Genomic DNA, 17,180 nt, shown 5'->3' with positions numbered 1-17,180 from the left:
AATAGCCATAATAAGGTAGGGCAGGCCAGGTTGCAGGAGCCGCCTTGGTCGACGGTAAGCGCCGCGGGTAACCGCACCCTGAGGCATAGCTTAGTTTGCATTTTCAGTGAGTGCCGCTGTACCTTTGCGGCACCAATTCTTGACCCCAAAGGATTGTTTTTATACAGAGGCGTGGAGAGACAGGCTCGACGAAACGCCGGCAACCTCTAGCAAGTAGCTGGAACGGTGCCAACCGAAGGTCAGCGCAGCTAAGTCCTGACCATATAAAAACAAGTTGCCGTGAAACGCTTCACTACTGCCGCCTCTTCCGCCACCTTCTCTGCTCTACAGCATGGGTGTTGTTGCGGCAGTTGTTGTTGAGCTACCGCTGAGTTGGTAGCTGGCTAGCGTAAGCCGCTAGAAGTTGCGTGGCTTCTTTCCTGCAGCCAGCCCCTAACCGTCCCATTTCGAAGTAGTGAGTCTTGCCCTCCGACGGCTCTGATGCCGTACAGTGGCTCCTCTCTTCACTCACCGCAAACGTACCTGCTATTTCGACCTGCAATGCAGTTGCATGAGGTGTTTGGCATCAGCCGATAGCACGAGGCCCTTCCTGGTGCAACCCTCCACTTAGTAGTGCTGTTGTTGGCGAAGCTTTATCGCCTCACGCTATTTCTCTCGACTTTCATTTCTCAACCCCTCTCTTTCTCATGTCTGCCTCAACCAAGCCCATAGGCATCTATTATGAACACCCCGAATGGTTTAAGCCGCTGTTTGCAGAGCTGGACCGCCGGGGCCTGCCCTACGAAAAAATTGACGCCGCGCATCACCTCTTCAACCCCTCCGAAACCGAAAGCCGCTACGCCCTGGTAGTAAACCGCATGAGTTCCTCGGCCTACCTGCGCGGGCACGGTCAGGGTATTTTCCACACGGCTGGCTTTGCTACGCACTTAGAGCGCCTCGGCGTCCGCATTATCAACGGTACGGTGGCCACCAGCATCGAAACCAACAAAGCCCGCCAACTTTCGCTGTTTGCTTCGTTGGGCTTGAAATACCCCAAGTCGTTTGTGGTGAACCACACCTCGCGCATTGCGGATGCTGCACAGCAGCTGCAGTTTCCGATTGTGGTGAAAGTGAACATTGGCGGCAGCGGAGCAGGCATCATCCGCTTTGATACACTGGAAGGTGTGCAGGCGGCCGTAGAAGCCGGCCAAATCGACCTCGGCATCGACCAGACGGCGCTAGTGCAGGAGTACGTGACGCCCCGCGGCGGCAACATTCATCGGGTGGAAACGCTGAACGGTAAGTTCCTGTACGCGATGAAAGTGTACACCACCGGCGAAAGCTTCAACCTCTGCCCCGCCGAAATCTGTCAGATTCCGGAAGAACAGTCGGCCGAGTTCTGCCTGACCGAAGCGCCCAAGAAAGGCATTCAAGTAGAAGCCTTTACGCCCCCGGCCGCCGTAATTGAAGCCGTAGAGCGCATAGTAGCCGCTGCGAAAATCGACGTGGGCGGCATCGAGTATTTGATTGATGACCGCAACGGCGACGTGCTGTTTTATGATATCAACGCCTTGTCGAACTTCGTGGCCGATGCCATAAACGTAGTGGGCTTCGACCCTTATGCTCGCTTTGTAGACTATTTGGAAACGCAACTGCCCGCTGGTTCGGCTGCCACTTCCGTTCACGCTGAAACTGCCGCTGCCGTATGAGATATGGATATTGGATGCCCGTCTTTGGCGGGTGGTTGCGCAATGTAGAAGACGAAAACATGCGCGCCGATTGGGACTACGTGAAAACGCTGGCCCAACGCAGCGAAGACCTCGGCTACGACCTTTCGCTTATTGCCGAACTCAACCTCAACGACATCAAAGGTGAGGAAGCGCCTTCGCTGGATGCTTGGAGCACGGCGGCAGCCCTGGCAGCCGTCACTAAAAAGATCGAGTTGATGGTCGCCGTGCGGCCCACGTTTCACTCGCCGGCACTGCTGGCCAAGCAAGCTGCCAACATCGACCACATCAGCGGCGGCCGGCTGTCGTTGAATGTGGTGTCGTCGTGGTGGCAGGACGAGGCCAAGAAGTACGGGGTGCACTTCGAGTTGCACGACGACCGGTACGCCCGCACCGCCGAATGGCTGCACGTGGTCGACAACCTCTGGAAGCAAGACCATTTCACCTTCGAAGGCAAGTTCTACCAGGTGACCGATTCAATATTACAGCCCAAGCCCGTGTCGCGCCCACGGCCGTTTATTTATGCCGGGGGCGAGTCGGAAGCGGCTAAAAACCTGATTGCTGCTCAGTGCGACGGCTACGTGATGCACGGCGACGAGCCGGAAGCCATCGGCCGCCGCATCCAGGACCTGAGTGAGCGGCGCGAAAAGCTAGGTTTGCCGCGCATGAAGTTCGGCGTAGCGGCTTACTCCATCGTGCGCAACACCGAGCAGGAAGTGAAAAAGGAGCTGGACCGCATCACCAATGTGCAAGGTTCAGCTGCGGGCTACAAAAACTACCAGCAGTGGCTGGCCGGGACGCAGCTCGAAAACCAGGTTTCCCTCCAGGATTATTCGGTATCAAACCGCGGTCTGCGTTCCGGCCTCACCGGCACCCCCGACCAGGTAGCCGAGCGCATCGCGGCCTTCGAAGCCGTGGGCGTGGATCTGTTCCTGCTGCAATGCAGCCCGCAACTCGAAGAGATGGAGCGTTTTTCGGAAGCTGTAATTCAGGTGCTGGCCTAAGCGCAGCCTGCGGGAGTTATTGAAGCAGAAGAAGAACGTAGCCGTTCGTTTTTGATTTCTTGATGATTAGTTCAGCAGCCCCCGGAGCCTCTTTTATAAGGAAGGTTTCGGGGGTTAGTTGTGAGAAGCCTAGTAGGCTGTAATAAGTACAACGCTGCGTTGAAAAGGCCTTTTTGGCTTGTTTTCCTAGATGACCATCATGTTGAGCTTGCCGAAGCATGGCGGTCTAGAGGCACAGCCTAGTGCTCGTAGTACTGCCCACTTACGTCAGCGCGGGTATCTCTATTGTGAAGGTAGTACCCTGGCCCTCGGTGCTTGTAAAACCGATTGTTCCTTGGTGCAGCTCCACTATAGTTTGCATAACGGACATGCCCAAGCCGGTGGTTTTCTCGCCGCGTAGGCCGGGGCGGCGAGCCTTCGTGAACTTGTCGAACAGCACGGGCTGTAGGTGCTCGGGTATGCCTACGCCTGTGTCTGTCACCTGCATCACTGCCCGATCCTGTTGTTGCGCTACTTTCACTGTTATGTGTCCGCCGTCGGGCGTAAATTTCATGGCATTGGAAATCAGATTATTGATAACCTGTTCGAACTTGTTCACATCCAAGGTCACGTAAACCGGCTGTTGCAGCGCCACAAAATCAAAGCGCAGGGTCATATGCTGTTCCGAGCGTTGGTACTCTTCCAGAATAGTGGCCACCCACCCCACCAAGTCGGTGCGCTCGAGCTTGAGCTGTATACTGGATGACTCCAGAAACTCCTGGTTCACAAAGTCCCGAATCAGGTTCAGCCCGTCCGTGCAGACGCGCTCTATCAGCTTGATCAGGTGCTGGTTTGCCTCGTCCGTCTTCGTGAATTGCGACTTCAGGTGCTGCGTTATTTGTTGCGTCAGCACGAGAGGAGAAGCCAGATCGTGCGAGAGTATTTCCAGCGTTGCGTTCTTTTTGGCATTGAACTTCTGCGCGTTCAAGCTGTCTGCTTTCGAGCGGCTTATGTCCACTATGGTCCCGCTCAGGTAAAGTGCCCCGTCGGGAAGTTGCTCCCGGCATGCCGACAAACTCAGCCACTGTGTGGTCTGCCCGTTGGGCTCCAAAACCCGCACCTCCACATCCTGTACCAGCTCATTGTCGAGAACCAGCGCCAGTTGTCGGCGCAACATCAGAAGGTCGTCGGGGTGCAAGCGTTCCAGCAAAGCTGGTAAGTCTTCGTTTACTTGTGCAGCGGCCCTCCCCATTATTTGCGCGTACGCTTCACTCACGTAAACGACCCGGCGAGCGGCTAGATCGTAGGCGAAGTACAGCGTTTTGCTACGGTCGAGCCAGGAACGAAACAAAAGCGGGTAGTCTGGCATACGACTATAAAGTATTGGAAAGTATGCTTATGCGAGAGTTGCGGGAGGAACAGACGAGCTAGCTCGTTGGCACCTTACCAGGTGGAGGTGCCACTGACTAGCCGCTAACTTGAAGGCAGTAAACGTAAAAACCCGGAAAACTTCTTCTATTAGCGAAGCGGCTTTCCGGGTTTCTATATTCTTGAGCCTCTTATTGGACTCGAACCAACGACCTGCTCATTACGAATGAGCTGCTCTACCAACTGAGCTAAAGAGGCATTTCCCCGCGGGTCTTTCCGTTAGGGGAAGCAAAGATAGGCAGGATTTGAAAAACGGCTATATCCAGCAAGCAAAAATTTGGAGGGAGTTTAGCCGATCGTCCTATCTACTTTGCAAAGAGGCTACGCAACCTTCGATACAAACACCTCCCGCGGTAAGTGCAGTGAGGAGCTGCGAATCTGTAGTTCTGGCTTCAACACAATGTGCGGCGGAGTGTACTCCGGACCCCGTTCAATCAACTGCAAGAGCAGCCGAACCGCCGTTTCGCCCATGTGCTCGGCCCGCTGATCTACGGCCGTTAGGTGGGGGTGCGTCATGGTGGTGAAGGGCTCGTTGCTGAAGCAAGCCAGGGCCAAGTCCTGCGGCACGCGGATACCCCGTTCCTGCAGCACTTCCAGCGCCCCGGCGGCTGGAAAGGCATAAGAAGCAAACACCGCATCGGGGGCAGTACCTAAGTTTAGCAGATACTGCATACCAACGCGCCCGGCTTCTAAGCTGGAGGCGGGCAAGGCATACACCCACCGCTCGTCGGTGGGCAAGCCGTGGGAACGAAGCGCCTGCAGATACCCTAAATAGCGGTTGCGGCTGGTGTTGAGGTGTTGCGGCCCGGCTAAGTGGGCAATACGCGTGCAGCCTTGTTCGATCAGATGCGTAACGGCTTGGTAGGCACCTTGAAAATCGTCGAGCACTACGGCCGTACTTTGAGCCATTTCTGGCACCCGGTCGAAAAATACCAGCGGCGTACCCTGCCGCCGGACCTGCTCTAAGTGCTGCTCTTCTGTGTGGGTACTGGCCGATACGGAAAGCAAGATGCCTTCCACCTGCGCCGCCAGCAGCGTATCAATGTTCTGCTGCTCACGGCGCAGGTCCTCATTCGACTGGCACATCATCACGTTGAAACCGGCTTCACTGGCCACTTTCTCGATGCCGTTCATCACGGCTGGAAAGAAGTAGCCATTGATGTGCGGTACAATCACGCCGAGGATATTGCTACGCCCCTTGCGCAACGACGCGGCCAAGTGGTTGGGCATGTAGTGAAGCTCCTGCGCTAGCTGCCGCACCCGCGCCTTGGTCGCCTCACTAATACCTGCCTGATCGGCTAAGGCGCGCGACACCGTGGAAGTAGCCAAACCCAGCTGCTGGGCGATGTCGATGATGGAAGTTTTTTTGAGCGGAGTAGCCATAGGTCAACTTCGATTTGGCTAGGAGGGAATAGGTGGCTTACTGCCGAGTAGCCCCCTTTAGCTAGTTATATTTCATAGTTGCTTGGTTGGAGCCTTTTGGTTTCTCCTGCGGAGAGTATAGAGACCAATCTAAGCCGTAGCCGAGCGGCTGCTGCCACGCAAGCCGTACCACATCACGTACAGGTAGCATACGATAGGAAGCAGCAAAGCAATGCGCAAGCCACTGTTATCGGCAATAAAGCCAAACAGCATCGGCACCAGCGCCCCACCTACAATGGCGGTGCACAGCAAGCCAGAAGCTTGTTCCGTATGGCGGCCCAGGCCGGCCACGGCCAGCGTGAAGATGGTAGGGTACATAAGCGAGTTCATTAGGCCCACCGCCAATAAGCTCCACATAGCCACAGCGCCCGAGGTGTTGATGGAAATCAGCACCAGTATTACTGCACCAATAGCATTGAAGGCAAGCAGCTTGGTTGGCGCAAACTTGTTGAGCAGATAAGCGCCTGCAAACCGCCCAACCATTGCCGCGCCCCAGTAATAAGTTACTTGATCACCAGCCGTTTTAGGATCGAGCCCTAGTACGTCGGGTAGTGCCACATAACTCACAATGTGCGAGCCAATAGCTACCTCGGCCCCTACGTAGGCGAAAATGCCTACTACGCCTAGCATCAAGTGACGGTACTGCCAGGCACTGCTGTGTTGCTCCTCGGTCGCTTCCGCCTCATTTGCTGCGTACTCAATCACGGGAAGGTTGATCCGGCTCAGAATGAGACTGATAAAGAGCAGTGAAGCCCCAATAATCAGATACGGTATCTGCACGGCGCTGATGTCGATACCGGCAGCAGTGGTTGCGTTGTCGAGGGCCGGCAGCCGGCTCAGGATCAGGGCGCTTCCTAGCAGAGGCGCAAGAGTAGTACCAAGAGAGTTGAAAGCCTGGGTGAGCGTGAGGCGTGAAGAAGCCGACTCTGGCGGCCCCAGAATAGCCACGTACGGATTGGCCGCTACCTGCAAAATGGTTATACCTGAAGCCAGTACGAACAAAGCCCCCAGAAATAGCCCGTATACCCGCTGCGCCGCTGCCGGATAAAACAGGAACGCCCCAATGGCAGCCACTACAAAGCCGATTAACATGCCCTTTTTATAACCCACCCGCGAAACCAACTTGCCGGCCGGAATACTCATCAGGAAGTACGCCCCGAAAAAGCACAGATTAATCAGGTTGGCCTGCGCAAACGAGAGCTGGAAAATGGCCTTCAGATACGGAATCAGAATGTCGTTGAGGCAGGTGATAAAGCCCCACAAGAAGAACAGGGTAGTGACGGCACTCAGCGCGGACGTGTAGCGCTGCGAGGTGCCAGAGGAGGTGCCAGCGGCTGGCCGGTTGCTAAGAGTTGGGGTTGGAGCTGCCATGAACAGGAAAGGAGGTGGAAAGAGGATTGAACTTACTCCCGCAGAGAAAAGAAAAGCCGCGTCCAGCGGGTGGTACACGGCTTTTCTTTTTCTTCAAGGAGCGGAATATACAATTAGTTGTAGCCCGGATTCTGGGGTACTTTCCATACCTGCGCGTCGTTTATTGGTATTGGCAACAGCGGAATAGGATTCACTACGCCCGTCGTGATGCTGTGGCGCAAGGCATTTGCACGCACGTCAACCGGATTAGATGGGGTAAGTGGAGCAGTTGGCAATACATTGAAGTAACGACCAGTGCGAACCAAGTCCCAGAAGCGCAATGACTCCCCGCCAAACTCTACGCGGCGCTCGTGCCAGATGGCAGTGAGCAGCGCCGGACCCGACAAGGCAGCTATGTCGGGCAGGGTACCAGCCGGCGTGTTAGCCGGCGCATAAGTAGCCGCTGCGCCCACCGTAGTGCCCGGAGGCCGGGTTGACATACGAGCGCGCTGACGTACTTGGTTCACTAAAGTCACCGCTTCACCGCTCCGGTTAAGTTGAGCAGCGGCTTCGGCCTTCATGAGCAGAATATCAGCATAGCGCAGCTTGCGGAGGTTCTGGCCAGCCGACTGTGGAGCAGCAGGCGGCGCAATAGCCACTTTGCGGTTGAGGTAGCCCGTCGCGCTGAAAGCGGGATCTACGGGGTTTACCACACCCAGCACCACGTCGTTGTTCCTGATGAAAGTTACTTCCCGGCGCGGGTCATTTGGCTCAAACTCGTTGTACAGGCTCTGGGTTGGGTTATTGAAGCCGTAACCGAAGGTTGCCCGGTTGTTTTGAAATACGTTGCTGGTAGTACCCGTCGAGATGGGGCCGTAGCTGTCGTTGGAGGCAGCGAACTGAATCTCGAACAACGACTCGCTGCTGTTTTCGCCAATAACTTGGTGAATAGCGGCGTAGTTGGGTTGCAGGCTGTACTGGTTCGACGTGATAACCGTGTTCGTCAGGTCGTATACTTCCTGCCAGGTGTGGTTATTGGTGTTGTCAGTACCGAGCTGGTACATGATAACGCGAGCCAGGTAACCATTGGCAGCTCCCTTGGTAGCGCGGCCGGCATCGGTCGCGGCATAAGTTCCTTTTTCTGGCAGCGCTGCGGCAGCGGCTTTCAGATCTTTCTCGATGAAAGCATAGGTTTCGGCGATGGTGCTACGCGTTACATTGGCTGCATCAGTAGGCAGCACGGCCTTCTCAAACAGCGGCACACCACCAAAGATCTTCACGAGATTGAAATAAAAATACGCCCGCAAAAACAGCGCCTCCCCTTTCAGGCGCTCTTTCAACGCGGCATCGATGGTGCCCGCGTCGATGTTGTTAATCACGATATTGGCCCGTGCGATACCCGTGAAGTTGTTGACCCACCAGCTAGAAACAATTGCGTTAGTGGGTGGCGTCGACCAGGTTTTAAGTTCGGTTATTGCGCCGAAGTCACTGTCGCTGCTGCCCTTTTCTGCGTCGTCGCTCAGGACGTCGCCAAACATCCAATCGAAGCTGACCGACACGTTTTCTGCTACGCCGAACTTAGGGCCTTGGTCCCAGCCGGCCACGTCGTAAACGGCATTCACGGCCTGCGTCGCATTGGTAGCGTCGTTGAAGAGGTTAAGTTGGGTAACAGTGCCTAGAGGATCTTTATCTAGAAAACTATCGCAGCCGGCGGCCAGGCCCAGTAGGGCCGCGAAGGCCAGCATACGGGCGGTAGAAAAGGTTTTCATTTGTTATGAATGAGTGGGATTAGCGTTAAAACTGTACGTTGAAGCCCAAACGGTAGGTCCGGGGCTGGGGATAGTTGCCATAGTCTACCCCGTAGGCCAGCGGATCACCAAAGGAGCCAGTGGTCGAAATCTCAGGGTCCAGGCCGCGGTACTTGGTAACGGTAAATACGTTGTCGACCGAAGCAAACACCCGGAGGCCGTTGATCCGGAAGCGGCTCAGCGCAGCCTGCGGCAGCGAGTAGCCCAGTTCCATGTTGCGCGCCCGCAAGTAGCTGGCGTTTTCCACATGGCGGCTGCTAAAAAGGTCGTTATCAGTGCGGACTGACGTCATGCGGGGCTGGTCGCTGTTGGTGTTGTCAGGAGTCCAGCGGTTCATGCGGTCAGCATAAAAGTTGGTCCAGATGTTTGCAATGGCACTCGACTTATCCAGGTTTATAGAGGCGGCATTAACAGCTTCCGCTCCCTGTACTCCGTAAAGCAGAATCTTGAAATCAAAGTTGCCGTACCCTAGATTTAGCGAAGCGCCGTAGGTGAAGTTCGGCGTAGCGCTGCCTATGTACGTATTGTCGGTATTGTCAATTTTGCCGTCGCCGTTTGTATCCTGGTATTTCACGTCGCCGGCTTTGGCGTTGGGCTGAATGGGGGTTCCAGCGGAGTTTACATACCCACTGGCTTCGTCCTGTGTATTGAAAATGTCTAACGCCTTCAAGCCGTAGAAGTAAGCTAGTTCGTAGCCTACGTCAGTACGGGTTGTAAAGCCTACCTGCGTATTAGCCCGGGAGATAGGGTTAGCACCACCCAGGCTGGTGATAACGTTATTGATTTTAGTGAAGTTCACTCCTGCGTCGTATCGGAGCTTACCTATTTCATTGCGGTAGTTCAGGGCTAGCTCCAGGCCGCGGTTGCGAAGCGTACCCACGTTGGCGCTAGCGGGCGCCTGGCCTAAGTAGTCAGGTACGGGTAGCAAGGCAATCATGTCCTCGGTAGTCCGCTGAAAGTAATCGCCGGTAAAGGTCAGCTTGTTGTCGAGGAAGGAGGCGTCGATACCAATATCGCCCGTTACAGCTGTTTCCCACTTCAGAGCCGGGTTACTAAGCGTGGCAACGGCTAGGCCTGGTGCCCGCGACTGGTCCGTACCGAACACGTAGTTCTGGTTGTTGATGGCGGTGGAGGCATAGCCGTAGTTGGGCGCGGCGTTCTGGTTGCCCACCGAGCCGTAGCTGGCGCGCAGCTTCACCTGCGACACGGCGGTTACATCCTTGAGGAAATTCTCGTTGGAGATGTTCCAGGCGGCGCCTACCGACGGGAATATGCCCGTACGATTTGAGCCCAGGAAGCGCGATGTCTGGTCGAAGCGCAGCGTACCCGTCACGAGGTAACGGTCGCGGAAGTTGTAGTTGGCACGGCCGAAATACGAGAGCAGCGAGCCATCATATTGCGAGCTGCGGATGGCATTGTTAGCGGCGCGGGCGGCCGAGATGTACTGTAGGGTTGCATCGGCAGGCACGTCGTAGCCGGTTACCGAAATACCGCTGCCATAGCCGCGCTGCGCTTCCTGGCCCAAGGTAAAGGAGAGGTTGCTATTGTCAGCAAAGGTCTTGTTGTAGTTGAAGTAGTTCGACCACACCCAGCTTATATTCTCGAGGCGCGACTGAATCAGGGCGCTTTGTGCGCGCTGGTCGTTGGGCCCTATGAAGTACTGCGGCAGGTACGCCTTGGGGCGCACGTTGTTGTAGTTGATGCCGAAGGTGGAGCGGAAGCTCAAGTTCTTCATCAGCGCCACGTCGGCATAGGCGCTGGTAAAGAGCGTGCTGTTGGACGTGTTGTTGAACGCCTGCTCGGTGAGGAAGCGCGCCAGGTTGGGCGTGAAGCTCGTAATATTATTATACGCGTAGCTACCGTCGGCATTGAAGGGCGAGGTGATGGGGTTAGCCAGAATAGCGTTCTGTAGCACTGTACTGTAGGTGGCATTACCTGTGCCATCTCCTCCTCCGGTCTGCTTCGAGTTGGTGAAGGTGGCCGACACGCCCGCTTTCAGAAACTTGGCCAGCGTGATGTCGTCGTTTAGGCGCACCACATACTTCTTCAGGCCTGACTGCTGCACAATGCCATCCTGCTGGAAGTAGTTGCCGCTGATGAGGTAGCGGTTTTGCTCGGTGCCCCCCGAGGCCGACAGGCTGTAGTTGGTAATCAGGCCTTTCTGCAGCACTAGTTTCTGGTAGTCGGTGCCCGTGGCCCCATCTTGCAGGGCACTGTTCAGTATGGCCGTATAGTCAGTGGGAATGGGAGCATTCTCGTTTCTGTAGGCCTCCGTCACGAGCGTAGCGTACTCCTGGGCATTAGTCAGGGGTAGGGTACGCCGAATCTCCTGGAAGCCGGTGTAGCCAAACAGGTTGAACTGCGTTTTGCCGGCCTTGCCGTGCTTGGTGGTGATAAGCACTACCCCGTTGGCCCCGCGCGAGCCGTAGATGGCGGTAGCCGAAGCGTCTTTCAGTATTTCCGTTGACTCGATGTCAGTGGGCAACAGGAAGCTGATGTCACCGGTCTGCACGCCGTCAACCACGAACAGGGGGTTACTATTGTTGATGGTACCAACCCCGCGCACCCGAATGCGAGTGCCTGCGCCTGGCTGACCGCTGTTAGCCGTTATGTCTACGCCGGCCGCGCGGCCTTGCAGGGCCTGCACAGGGTCGGAAGTAGCTACTTGCTGAAGCTGAGTGCCTGATACGGAAGTCACTGCACCAGTAAGGTCGCTGCGGCGCTGAGTGCCATAGCCCACTACCACCACCTCATTAAGATTCTGAGTGTCTTCGGCCATCGTAACCGTGAGGCCGGTTGTGGTGCCAGTGAGTGGCAACTCCACCCGCTTAAAGCCAATGTTGCTGAATACCAGCGTGCTTCCTTCTGGCGCAGTCAGCGAAAAATTGCCATTGACGTCAGTGCTGGCGCCAACGGTGGTACCTTTTACTACCACCGTCACACCGGGTAAACCTTCGCCGTTGGCCTGCGTTACGCGACCCGAGACGGGTACATCGGCAGTAAGAAGATCAGCTGTCGGCATTGTCAGCGGCAAGCTGGCTCCCGCGGCAGGTAGCGTCGCCACGGCTGGAAGCCCGCAAGCTGCCAGTAGCACTGCCCGTCGAGAGAGCGAATGCAGAGAAGAATTCTGGTTCATGGAAAAGCAATTAGTAAGTGTGAGAATAGAAGGGTGCTTTGCCACGCAATCGGCCGTGGAAGGAAGCAGTAAATGCCCGAAGCCGTGGGGCAGACAGCCTGTAGTAGTCAGCAACTTGTACTACCAGCGGGCTACAGAGGAGCGTTATTTGGCGTTTGAAGAGCCGCCAGTAGTCGATTGGGTGGAAGCACCCGAGGCGGTGGCCCCGGCATAGCGGAAGCGCTTCATTTGGTCGCCCACGCGCAGGGTGAAGTAGCCGTCTTCCAGCACGCGGTGGCCTTTGTCATCAGGGTAGCTCAGGTCGCGGTTGGGCTGAATTTCGAACGTCAGCTCGCGGCCTTCACCAGCCTTGAACTCCTGCTTCTCGAAGTGCTTGAGCAAACGGACGGGCCGGGTGATGCGCCCTACCTCGTCGGTCAAAAACCAAAGCACTGCTTCTTTGCCGACCTTGGTTCCCGCATTGGTCACGCGCACCGTAGCCCGAATGGAGCCGGCTCCGGTAAGCACCGTGTCGCTGAGCTGCAAGTTGGCGTAGCGGAAAGTGGTGTAGCTGAGGCCCTGGCCATACTCGGTGAGCATAGTGCTCTTGTACTTTGGGCCGCGATTCTCGAAGCCCGCCCCAAAGTCACTTAGCTCCAAGCTGTTCTCGTTGTTGTCGTGGTGGTAGTTAGAGATGTGGCCAGCAAACTGCGGATACGTGAACGACAATCGGCCGCTCGGATTCACCCTACCGCTGATGATTTCGGCAATGGCCTGACCGCCCCCAAAACCGGGGAGCCCGCCCCAGATAACTGCCTGCGAGCGGTCGACCACCGTCCGGATGATGTTGGGGCGGCCCCCAATCATTACCAATATCGTGGGCTTGCCTGCGCTCTGGGTGGTACGCACCAACTGTTGCTGGTCTTCAGGCAAAGTCAGGTCGCTGGTGTTGCCGAGGCCCTCGGCGTAGGGCCGCTCACCTAGCGCCAGTACTACGGCATCGGCTTTGCGAGCAGCTGCCAGTACGGCGTTAAGCTGCGGCTGGCCCTTGGCATCCTGATACGGCACGGTTTCCACCTGCGCATTTGGGTATTCGCGTTTCAGAGCAGTATAGATGGTCAACACTTCTTTAGGATACTGCGCTTCCTGGCGGCCCTGCCAGGCCAGCGTCCAGCCTCCCGAAAGATTGGCACGCGAGTCGGCCGAAGGACCAATTACCAACAGCCGGCGCACCTTGTTGGCGGCTAAGGGCAGCGTATTCTGCTCGTTCTTGAGCAATACAATCGACTCACGGGCGGCTTCCAGGGCCTGCTGCTTCAGTGTAGGGTCACCGATGCGGTTGAGCCGGTCGGCACGAGGCATGGGGTTCTCGAACATGCCTAGCTCGTCCTTCATTTGCAGCACCCGGCCCGCCGATAAATTGATGCGCTCCTCGGTCAGGCGGCCTTCCTGCACCAGCTCCTTCACGTAGCGGCAGAAGTCGGTGGTGTAGGGTGTCATGGCCATATCTACACCGGCATCAATACAGCGGAAAGTTGCTTCTTTTTCGTTGGGTGCGGTTTTTTGTACCGTTACCAGTCGGATAATATCTTGCCAGTCGGTCACGGCCACGCCTTTGAAGCCCATTTCCGTGCGCAGCAAATCCGTAAGGATCGCCTTCGAGGAGTGTACTGGCTCGCCGTTGATTTCCCCGCTGTTAATCATCACCGACTTGATTCCGGCATCAATAGCAGCCTGGAAGGAAGGGCGGAAAAATTCCTGAAGCCGCTGATCAGGAATCAGCGCGTTCGTCCGGTCCCAGCCGTTACGCGGGTCTGAATAACCGAGGAAGTGCTTGGCGCAAGCCGCCACTTTGTAGGGCAGAATATCCTTGTTGTTCTGTAGCTCCTTCACGTAGGCCGCGCCGAGCGTAGCGGCTACTAACGGGTCTTCGCCGTAGGTTTCGTACAGGCGCGGCCAGTACACGTTCACACCCAGGTCCAGCACCGGCGCAAATACCCAGGCATGTCCTAGGTCTGCCGACTCCATCACCGTAGCGCGAGCCTCTTGCCGTGCAAATTCTGGATTGAAGGTGGCGCCCAGGTTGAGGTTGTGCGGAAAAATAGCGGCCCCCGAGACATAACTAGCCCCGTGCATATGGTCGATGCCGTAGATAACCGGGATGTGCAGCCGCGATTCACGCATCGCAATCCTTTGCAAAGCCGACAAATATTTTATCCACTGCGTTGGTGGAACTGCTTCCCCGTTCAGAAACGAGCCTACCCCATACATTTTGATAAACGGGACCAGCTTCGCCGAGTCAAGGGTGATATCCTTTTGCTCGCCGGTGTGGTTGATGGCCGCATTGGCAATCTGGGTCATCTGTCCGATTTTCTCTTCCAGCGTCATCTGCTTGAGCAGTGCCGCCACCCGTGGGCTCCACTGTGGAGCAGCAGGTAGGGTAGAACTCTTCGTGGCGGGGGCAGTAGCCTGAGCGGCCGCCGCGGTAGAAGTTGCAGCCGGAGCAGTTGTAACACCAGTGCGCTGACAACCCCCTGCCAACAGCACGGCCGCACCTAACACAAGCGGCGCAGCTTTGCTACTGAAAGGATTTAGCTTTGCAGCTAAACCGTAGGGAGCAGCGAGAGTAGATGATTTTTCAGGCATAGCCAATGAAGTCGAAAAAAGTAACAGCAATTAAAAAGCGTCCGTGAGCACCACCGAGTGCTGCTTTGCATCTTCCAGGGTATGCTTACTATGCGCCTTCTGCGGCAACAGAGATGCTAAAGGCCCGATGAGCAAATAAAAAGGACAATAAGAGTGGTGCACGGGTGGGGGTGACTAGAGAGGCCTTGGTACTGCTAATGAATTAAGCTAAAAGGTTTTAGCAAAATCTAAAGGAACAAATGAGCAAGGTGTAAGCCTTTAAATTTTGGTGACTGTCAAGCTAAAAAGAGGCTAGTAAGTTATTCGGCCTAGGCGTCCTAAATGGGGGGTACAAGCCAGGCAACTATCGATCGGGGCGCTAAAATAGCAAACGTTTGCGTAATTCAAACAGGGTATCAAACTTAAAGCAAAAATTTGTACTAGCCGAATAGATAGTTCATATAGTACTATTTGCTCTAAGCTTGATACCGACTTAGCTGTTGTTTGTCAAGTTGTTTGTTACTCGCTGCTTTTCTACCGCGTCGGATAAATGCGGGCAGCCCAGCCACCGCCGTTGCTCAAGTTAATCTTGATCTTGTCCTGTGCGGTTACTTTCCGTACTTCCCGCTTGTAGTCTGTAGCATCACGGTCGGCGTTGAGGCCATCTTGGAAAATAACGGCTTCATAGGAACCAGTGCCTAGGAAGGAAAGGTCCAGCGTCATTTCACGAGGATCCCAATTACTCATGGCGCCTACGTACCAGGTATCGCCTTTCTGACGAGCTAGCGCTACGTACTCCCCTACTTTGCCATCCAGCGCTACTGTTTGGTCGAAAGTGGTGGGTACTTTGGCAATGAAATCGGTGCTTTCCGGCTCCTTCAGATAAGCCGTTGGGTTATCGGCCATCATTTGCAGCGGCGCTTCAAACACTACGTACATGGCCAGCTGATGACAACGAGTGCCTTGGCTCATGGGCTTGGAATTGTTGGGGCGAAACTCGGATTTAATGGCATTGCGCATGGCTCCCGGCGTATAATCCATAGGGCCAGCCATCATCCGGATGAAAGGCAACGTTACGTCGTAGCGCGGCACGTCGTCGTTGGGCGTCCACTTGTTGTTCTCTAGGCCTTTCACGCCTTCGTAGTTCAGCACGTTGGGGTAAGTGCGCGACAGGCCGTCGGGCTTGTGCATGCCGTGGAAATCAACGAGGAGCTTGTAGTCAGCGGCTTTTTGGGCCAGCGTGTACGAGGAAACCACCATTTTCTGGTCGTCGCGGTCCAGGAAGTCTATTTTGAAGCCTTTCACGCCCAATTTGGCGTATTGCGCGTAGGCCGCATCCATCTTCTCGTTGATGGAGCGCCAGTTGGCCCACAGAATGATGCCCACGTTTTTTTGCTTGCCATAGGCAAGCAATTCCGCCAGATCAACGTTGGGGGAAATCTTGAGAATGTCGGTTTCCTCCGACCAGCCTTCGTCCAGAATTATATATTCAATCTTATTGGCCGCCGCGAAGTCGATATAGTATTTGTAAGTAGGCGTGTTGATGCCCGCTTTAAAGTCGACGTGAGAAATGTTCCAGTCGTTCCACCAGTCCCAGGCCACTTTGCCCGGCTTAATCCACGACACGTCTTTTATGCGCGAAGGGGCTGCCAGCTTGAAAACCATATCGTTGTTGGCCAAATCTTTATCGTTGGCACCAACCACTACAATGCGCCATGGGAAAGAGCGGGTACCGCTGGTTTTGGCGATGTAGCTTTCACGCTTGGGTACCACGAGTTGCATGTTGTGGAAGCCGCCCGCTTTTTCCTCGGCCGGATACCGGGCAAATTCGCTGTGCAAGCTTGGAGTGGCTTGCGTGGCGCCCTTCAGCATCATGCCTGGGTAGTCTTCAACATCTGCTTCCAGAAATACCGCCTTCTTGTTGTCGCCTATGGTTACCAAAGCCGGCAAGAAGGCGAGCGTATCCTTCTTCACCTTGTTTACTTCCGAGAGTTTCAAAGGAGTGTACAAGCTTTCGAATGAAGAGATGTACATGTCGGTTGGCACCCGGAGGTCACGCACGAAAGGAATAAGCGCAGCGTGGTCGGCAGTGAAGTTAAAGGCAACGTCTTCGTTCACGACAGTAATTTGACCTTTCCTTTTAGTGAAAAAGCGGTAAGCCGCACCCTCGTTGTAGGCCCGCACTATCAGGCCGTATTTGCCTTTCAAGTCAAGCGTCAGCTGATTATAATTGTCGGTGACTTTGCTTTTCTTGTAAATCGGTGCTGCAATGGTGGTGTTGACACTGGCCGTTTTCGAATTTTCGACCACTGCATTTTTGCCAAGTACTTCCCCTCCTGACAAAGTCAGTGAAATAGGGGAGGGAGCCAGCACGGGCGTCGCCTCGTGCTGAACAGACCAACTCAGGACGGCACCAGTTTGCACTGTTAAGTCAAGCTTTCCGTCCGGAGATTTTACGTGATAAACCGAACTGGACTGCGCCCAAGTGAGCGAACTAGTTGAAAAAAGGCAGAATAGAAGGAAGAGCTTCTGTTTCATTACACTAAATGGCTATTCGATGAGGTAAATTGATAGCAATCCTTGGCAAGATGCAACTGATCAGTAGTACTGGTATCGGCTTGTAGTGGTGGTATTTGCAGCGCCCTTGCGAAAGCCAGAAGCAAAAAGGTTGTTGCGGTGGTCACAGGTAAAGTAGTTTTATCAATCATAAACCACATATTTACCAGCTAATACGTTTTAGCAA

General features: G+C 55.2%; 9 protein-coding genes, 1 tRNA gene and 1 riboswitch. Of the genes, 2 read left to right on the top strand and 8 right to left on the bottom strand.

All coding sequences use genetic code 11. The annotated features are described in order from the left end of the window. Positions 1 to 156: 156 nt before the first annotated feature. A riboswitch (SAM riboswitch) is annotated at positions 157 to 270 on the top strand. Positions 271 to 686: 416 nt separating this feature from the next. Together VF639_RS22255 and VF639_RS22250 are read left to right on the top strand one after the other, a co-directional pair. Then, positions 687 to 1,688, top strand: a complete 1,002-nt coding sequence (locus VF639_RS22255; RefSeq protein ID WP_331148151.1) for an ATP-grasp domain-containing protein — start codon at positions 687 to 689, stop codon at positions 1,686 to 1,688. After that, positions 1,685 to 2,710: an LLM class flavin-dependent oxidoreductase gene (locus VF639_RS22250; protein ID WP_331148150.1), complete on the top strand. Its 1,026-nt coding sequence runs from the start codon at positions 1,685 to 1,687 to the stop codon at positions 2,708 to 2,710. Before VF639_RS22255 ends, VF639_RS22250 begins: the two co-directional genes overlap by 4 nt. Positions 2,711 to 2,972: 262 nt before the next feature. On the opposite strand, the gene VF639_RS22245 is transcribed toward VF639_RS22250, so the two are convergent. The 8 genes from VF639_RS22245 to VF639_RS22210 all read right to left on the bottom strand — a co-directional run bounded on the left by VF639_RS22245 (position 2,973) and on the right by VF639_RS22210 (position 16,975). Beyond that, positions 2,973 to 4,058, bottom strand: a complete 1,086-nt coding sequence (locus tag VF639_RS22245) for a PAS domain-containing sensor histidine kinase (RefSeq protein ID WP_331148149.1) — start codon at positions 4,056 to 4,058, stop codon at positions 2,973 to 2,975. A gap of 184 nt (positions 4,059 to 4,242) precedes the next feature. After that, positions 4,243 to 4,315 (bottom strand) — tRNA-Thr (locus tag VF639_RS22240). A gap of 123 nt (positions 4,316 to 4,438) precedes the next feature. Then, positions 4,439 to 5,500, bottom strand: a complete 1,062-nt coding sequence (locus VF639_RS22235; protein WP_331148148.1) for a LacI family DNA-binding transcriptional regulator — start codon at positions 5,498 to 5,500, stop codon at positions 4,439 to 4,441. 129 nt (positions 5,501 to 5,629) lie between these two features. Then, a complete protein-coding gene (locus tag VF639_RS22230) occupies positions 5,630 to 6,910 on the bottom strand; it encodes a sugar MFS transporter (RefSeq protein WP_331148147.1) in 1,281 nt (426 codons plus the stop codon). Between the two features lie 113 nt (positions 6,911 to 7,023). After that, positions 7,024 to 8,658 (bottom strand): RagB/SusD family nutrient uptake outer membrane protein, encoded by a 1,635-nt coding sequence (locus VF639_RS22225; protein ID WP_331148146.1) that lies wholly within the window; start codon positions 8,656 to 8,658, stop codon positions 7,024 to 7,026. A gap of 25 nt (positions 8,659 to 8,683) precedes the next feature. Beyond that, positions 8,684 to 11,833, bottom strand: coding sequence for a SusC/RagA family TonB-linked outer membrane protein (locus VF639_RS22220; RefSeq protein WP_331148145.1), 3,150 nt, complete (start codon positions 11,831 to 11,833; stop codon positions 8,684 to 8,686). Positions 11,834 to 11,977: 144 nt separating this feature from the next. Next, a complete protein-coding gene (locus VF639_RS22215; protein ID WP_331148144.1) occupies positions 11,978 to 14,458 on the bottom strand; it encodes a beta-glucosidase in 2,481 nt (826 codons plus the stop codon). Positions 14,459 to 14,971: 513 nt separating this feature from the next. Beyond that, positions 14,972 to 16,975, bottom strand: coding sequence for a glycoside hydrolase family 97 protein (locus tag VF639_RS22210; RefSeq protein WP_331148143.1), 2,004 nt, complete (start codon positions 16,973 to 16,975; stop codon positions 14,972 to 14,974). Positions 16,976 to 17,180: the final 205 nt, after the last annotated feature.

Source organism: Hymenobacter sp., assembly GCF_036387835.1.
In the GTDB taxonomy this organism is placed as follows: Bacteria; Bacteroidota; Bacteroidia; order Cytophagales; family Hymenobacteraceae; genus Hymenobacter.
This window is presented reverse-complemented; position numbering and strand designations above follow the sequence as displayed.

Coding starts and splice junctions, on each gene's coding strand:
- VF639_RS22255 (WP_331148151.1), top strand. CDS start 687: ATGTCTGCCTCAACCAAGCCCATAGGCATCTATTATGAACACCCCGAA.
- VF639_RS22250 (WP_331148150.1), top strand. CDS start 1,685: ATGAGATATGGATATTGGATGCCCGTCTTTGGCGGGTGGTTGCGCAAT.
- VF639_RS22245 (WP_331148149.1), bottom strand. CDS start 4,058: ATGCCAGACTACCCGCTTTTGTTTCGTTCCTGGCTCGACCGTAGCAAA.
- VF639_RS22235 (WP_331148148.1), bottom strand. CDS start 5,500: ATGGCTACTCCGCTCAAAAAAACTTCCATCATCGACATCGCCCAGCAG.
- VF639_RS22230 (WP_331148147.1), bottom strand. CDS start 6,910: ATGGCAGCTCCAACCCCAACTCTTAGCAACCGGCCAGCCGCTGGCACC.
- VF639_RS22225 (WP_331148146.1), bottom strand. CDS start 8,658: ATGAAAACCTTTTCTACCGCCCGTATGCTGGCCTTCGCGGCCCTACTG.
- VF639_RS22220 (WP_331148145.1), bottom strand. CDS start 11,833: ATGAACCAGAATTCTTCTCTGCATTCGCTCTCTCGACGGGCAGTGCTA.
- VF639_RS22215 (WP_331148144.1), bottom strand. CDS start 14,458: ATGCCTGAAAAATCATCTACTCTCGCTGCTCCCTACGGTTTAGCTGCA.
- VF639_RS22210 (WP_331148143.1), bottom strand. CDS start 16,975: ATGAAACAGAAGCTCTTCCTTCTATTCTGCCTTTTTTCAACTAGTTCG.